The 4499-nt window shown below is 62.7% G+C and carries 3 protein-coding genes; all 3 read left to right on the forward strand.

Annotation, left to right across the window (positions count from 1 at the left end; genetic code table 11):
* Nucleotides 1-682: 682 nt before the first annotated feature.
* Entirely contained in the window at nt 683-1168 is a 486-nt protein-coding gene (locus ACE3SN_RS16210; RefSeq protein WP_183615068.1) for a hypothetical protein, read from the forward strand.
* Between the two features lie 252 nt (nt 1169-1420).
* Nucleotides 1421-2983, forward strand: coding sequence for a flavin-containing monooxygenase (locus ACE3SN_RS16215; RefSeq protein WP_374531783.1), 1563 nt, complete (start codon nt 1421-1423; stop codon nt 2981-2983).
* 76 nt (nt 2984-3059) lie between these two features.
* Nucleotides 3060-4415 carry an IS1380-like element IS1247 family transposase gene (locus tag ACE3SN_RS16220; RefSeq protein WP_006473457.1) on the forward strand — a complete coding sequence of 452 codons (1356 nt, stop codon included), beginning with the start codon at nt 3060-3062 and terminating at the stop codon, nt 4413-4415.
* Nucleotides 4416-4499: the final 84 nt, after the last annotated feature.

Below are 4499 nucleotides of genomic sequence, written 5' to 3' on the forward strand. Positions count from 1 at the left end.
CCCACATTGGGAACAGCCAAAAACCCATCGGGCCGGACGAACTGTGTCAGGGACGGCGAGCTCGTCTCGCCGCCGCCATGGCGGGCGTGGGGGAACCGATTTTCTGCGTGGTGGCTGGCGCGCAGCGATACAGCCTCCCCGCTGAAAATTGGGGGGACCGCGATCCTTGACTAAGGGTCGGCCGCCGATAGGTTTCGGCAGGTGTTCCTGTGTGTGTGGAAGAGACGTTCCCGCCCTCGAGCAGGGAAGACGAAGGCAGGTCCGGTCAGGCGCTTCAGCGCCCCACCGGGCCGCCCCTTCGGCCCTGCGAAGGGGTTACAGCGGGAACACCACCAATCTTGAAAGGCCGTTTGGCGGGGCTGCTCGGACGACGACGGACTGTCAGGGACGATGCCGCGAAGCCGGCATCGCCGCCTCGCGGGCGGTGAAGGCAAGCGCAGCGACAGCCTGAGCCGATCCTTGACCGGACGGAGGATGCCGAATGATCCCCCTGCGTGCCACGGCGCGCGTTACGGTCGGAAAGCTCCGACCGCGAACGCCTTCCTGGCAAGGAAAAGCGCGTTCGCGGGTAAGTGGCGCTGCCCTGCCCGGACGGGCGGCAGCGCCGGGTTCCGGTAGAGCAGGTTCCGCGTTCAGCGAATGAGCCCATTGTCGGACCCCGCATTGGCGCTATGTTCGAGTGATGGCCGTCTGGCAGTTCGTCATCAACCTGATCCCTGCCTCTGCGGCGCGTATCGCAGGGGTCGACGCTGCACGGATGAGCCGCACGCAGCTCGACGAGATTGTTCTGGCGCTGCCAATCGCAGAGGCGAATGCGCTATTCGCGAAGCTCGACATGTTGCTGCCCGAGAAACCGCGATCCTACACCGGTCTCCGGGTGTGGGGTGACGAACCTGCTGACGACATCCAGGTGAGCTTCGATGAGCAATTCATCGAAGAGATCCAGGTCCGCTTCGATGTGGCAGATATCTCTCTGCCATTCATCGGCGGGGTCTGCGACCTCGCGCGGCATTTCGACTGCGTCTTTGCAACGCCGGAGGGTGCGATCATTCAGCCAAGCAGGGAAGCTGTCATCAGGACGGTTCTGCAATCAGAGGCAGCGCAGTTCGTGCAAGATCCTCCGGGCTTTATCGAAAAGGCGGTCCGTCTGGATCGGGAGGACCGATAAGGCCCGCACCCCGTGAGGCGCAGTATCGATACTTGAAGCGGACAGGCAGCTTCGCTTACTTTGCCGCCGAAAGCCGACGTTCGCAAATCGACCCCAAAGCGGCAATAACATCCGCTTCTGATTTGCCCACCTAGAGAGGAGGATAGCTCGCAATCCGATAGAATGCCCAAAGGCGACAGTCTTGCCTGCTAGCTCGGTCTAGCACGCCGCCAGGCCGGGGACCGGCCGCGCCCCAAAGGAGTGGAGAGGCAGATGGTGTCGGATCGGCAGAATATCGCAGCAGGCACGCAGCAACCCGAAAAGTTCGATGTGATCATCGTCGGCGCGGGCATTTCCGGGATCGGCAGTGCCACCCTGCTGCGCAAGCATTGCCCGGATCTAAGCTTTGCCATTCTCGAAGCACTTGAGGGCCATGGCGGCACCTGGCTGATCCACAAATATCCCGGCACCCGGTCAGATAGCGACCTGTTCACCTTCGGCTACGGCTTCAAGCCGTGGACCGGGCAGCCGATCGCCTCGCGCGACCAGATCCTCGACTATCTGGGTGATGCGATCGCCGATGCGGGCCTTGGTCCCTCTATCCGATATGGCCACAGCGTAACTTCTGCCGACTGGTCCAGCGAAACGGCCAGCTGGCGGCTCACGGTTGAACGCAAGGACGCCGACGATGTGGTGGAGATGGAGGCGAGCTTCCTGTGGATGTGCCAGGGCTATTACCGCCATGCGCAGGGCTACACGCCCCAATGGCCGGGCATGGACAGGTTCAAGGGTCAGGTAATCCACCCCCAGCACTGGCCAGAGGATGTAGATCTGGCGGGCAAGAACGTGACCGTGATCGGTTCGGGCGCCACCGCCGCAACCCTGATCCCGGCGCTCGCCGACCAGTGTGCTCACGTGACCATGCTGCAACGCACGCCCACCTATTTTGCCGCCGGTCGCAATGCTGACGCGCTGGCCGAGGAATTGCGCAGGCTGGATGTGGACCCTGCGTGGGTTCACGAGATCATGCGGCGCAAGGTGGTGCGCGACCGGGCCGATCTGCTCGACCGCGCGCAATCATCGCCTGACAAGCTGAAGGCGATGCTGATCGGCGGCGTTCAGGCGCTGCTCCCGGAAGGGTTCGATGTCGAACGGCATTTCACGCCGCCCTATCGGCCGATGCAGCAGCGCGTGGCGTTTGTGCCGGACGGCGATCTGTTCAAGGCCATCGCGGCGGGCAAGGCTTCAGTCGCAACAGATACGATCAGCACCTTCGACGAGACAGGGATTGTGCTCTCGTCGGGCGAACGCATTGATGCCGATGTGGTAATCACCGCAACCGGCTTCGAGATGGCAGTGATGGGCGAAATCCCGTTCAGCATCGATGGTGCGCCGGTCAACTTCGCGCAGACCGTCACCTATCGCGGGATCATGTTCACCGGCATTCCCAACATGGCCTGGGTCTATGGCTATGGCCATTACAGCTGGACCTTGCGCGCCGATCTGGTCGCCGGCTTCGTGTGCCGCCTGCTCGATCACATGCACAAGGCCGGTGCAAGCAGCGTGATGCCGATGCTCAGGCCCGAAGATCAGGGCATGGAACTGAAGCCGTGGGTCGATACCGATTACCTCAACCCCGGCTATCTGCTGCGGAGCCTCGACCGGCTGCCCCGGCGCGGCGACACGCCTGAATGGCAGCACAGCCAGGACTATTTCTACGAGAGCGAGGCGATACCCGCGATCGATCTGACCGATCCGGTGTTCGCCTACAACTATCGGCCGATGCAGCGCGAAGCTGCCGGCATGGGACACCATGAACCCACATTTCCCAAGTAAGGCGCTGATTTCGCTGTCCTGACCATTATATTTCCTATATAAAACATGGTGTTGAAGGCTGCGAGGGGCGCGTTTCATGGATCACCCAGAGGGTGCGGGCTTGCAACGGGCAGATCGGGTGGATTTCGACCCTCGCGTGCGGCTGGAATTTCGCGGCACGCAGCTCAGTTCCGACGGCGGCCTTCTGGTGATGCGCGAGCTTGATGACGCGCTCGGGTTGTCCGATTTGGCGTCAGCGGCGCTGCGCGATACTCGCTCTGGCAAGAACACGGTCCATCGGCTCGACGGCCTGTTCCGGCAATCAGTCTTTGGGCGGCTGGCCGGATACGAGGATGTCAACGACGCCAACCGTCTCGCCTGCGATCCGGTCATGCGCCAAGTTGTCGGCGGCAGAGCGGTCGATGCACAAGCGGCCTCGGCATCGCAGATGGGACGGTTCGAGACCGAGACGCTGGCTCTGGCCGGGAACCGTGCCGCGCTGGCCGACCTGAACGGGCAATGGATCGACCGGTTCCATGACCGTAACGGGCTGAAGTACATCGTTCTGGACATGGACAGCTCGGTCAGCCCGACCCATGGCGACCAGGAAGGGTCCGCCTGGAATGGCCATTTCGACTGTAGCTGCTATCACCCCAACTTTCTGTTCAACCAGTTCGGGATGCTGGAACGCTGCGCCCTGCGCCATGGCAACGTCCACAGCGCCGATGGCTGGCGTGATGTTCTCGACCCCGTCATTGCGCGCTACGCGGAGCGCGACCTTGGTGGCAGGTTCTTCCGGGCCGATGCTGCCTACGCGATCCCGGCGATCTATGAGCGATTGGAAGAAGCGCGGTTCTTCTACGCCATCCGGCTGCCCGCAAACGCGGTCCTCAAGGACAAGATCGCGCATCGGCTAACGCGCCCTGTCGGGCGGCCGTCACTGACCAAGGTCAAGCGGTTCTTCGAGGAATTCGAGTATCAGGCGGCGTCCTGGGACAAGGAACGCCGGGTGATCGCCAAGATCGAATGGCATCCGGGCGAACTGTTCCCGCGTGTCGGCTTCATCGTCACCAACCTGCCGATGGAGCCGGACTGGGTGGTGCGGTTCTACAACCAGCGCGGCACCGCCGAGCAGCACATCAAAGAGGGCAAATACGCCTTTCGCTGGACGCGGCTGTCGTGCCGGAAGTTCCGCGACAATGAGGTGCGGCTGCAACTGCACGCCCTGGCGTACAACCTGGCCACCTTCTTGCGCTGCATCGAGCTGCCCGAAGCCATGGCCGACTGGTCGTTGACCAGCCTGCAACTGAAGCTGATCAAGATCGGGGCACGTGTGGTCCGTCACGCCCGCACCATCACCTTCCAGCTGGCCGAGGTCGCTGTCACCGGCACGATGGTACGCGCCATCCTCGCCGCTATCCGCCGATTGCGAGCGCCACCGCTATGCGCATGATCGCGATCCACGCTCAAACTGAACGAAAGCGGCTGGACAGATCTGTCCGCTGCGCTGAAAAACGCCGCCCCTGGGCAAGGAAAC

The sequence above is a fragment of the Novosphingobium sp. genome, assembly GCF_041915465.1.
GTDB lineage: Bacteria > Pseudomonadota > Alphaproteobacteria > Sphingomonadales > Sphingomonadaceae > Novosphingobium.

Excerpts from the sequence above, each read along its gene's own strand:
- ACE3SN_RS16210 (WP_183615068.1), top strand. The coding sequence starts at position 683 with ATGGCCGTCTGGCAGTTCGTCATCAACCTGATCCCTGCCTCTGCGGCG.
- ACE3SN_RS16215 (WP_374531783.1), top strand. The coding sequence starts at position 1,421 with ATGGTGTCGGATCGGCAGAATATCGCAGCAGGCACGCAGCAACCCGAA.
- ACE3SN_RS16220 (WP_006473457.1), top strand. The coding sequence starts at position 3,060 with ATGGATCACCCAGAGGGTGCGGGCTTGCAACGGGCAGATCGGGTGGAT.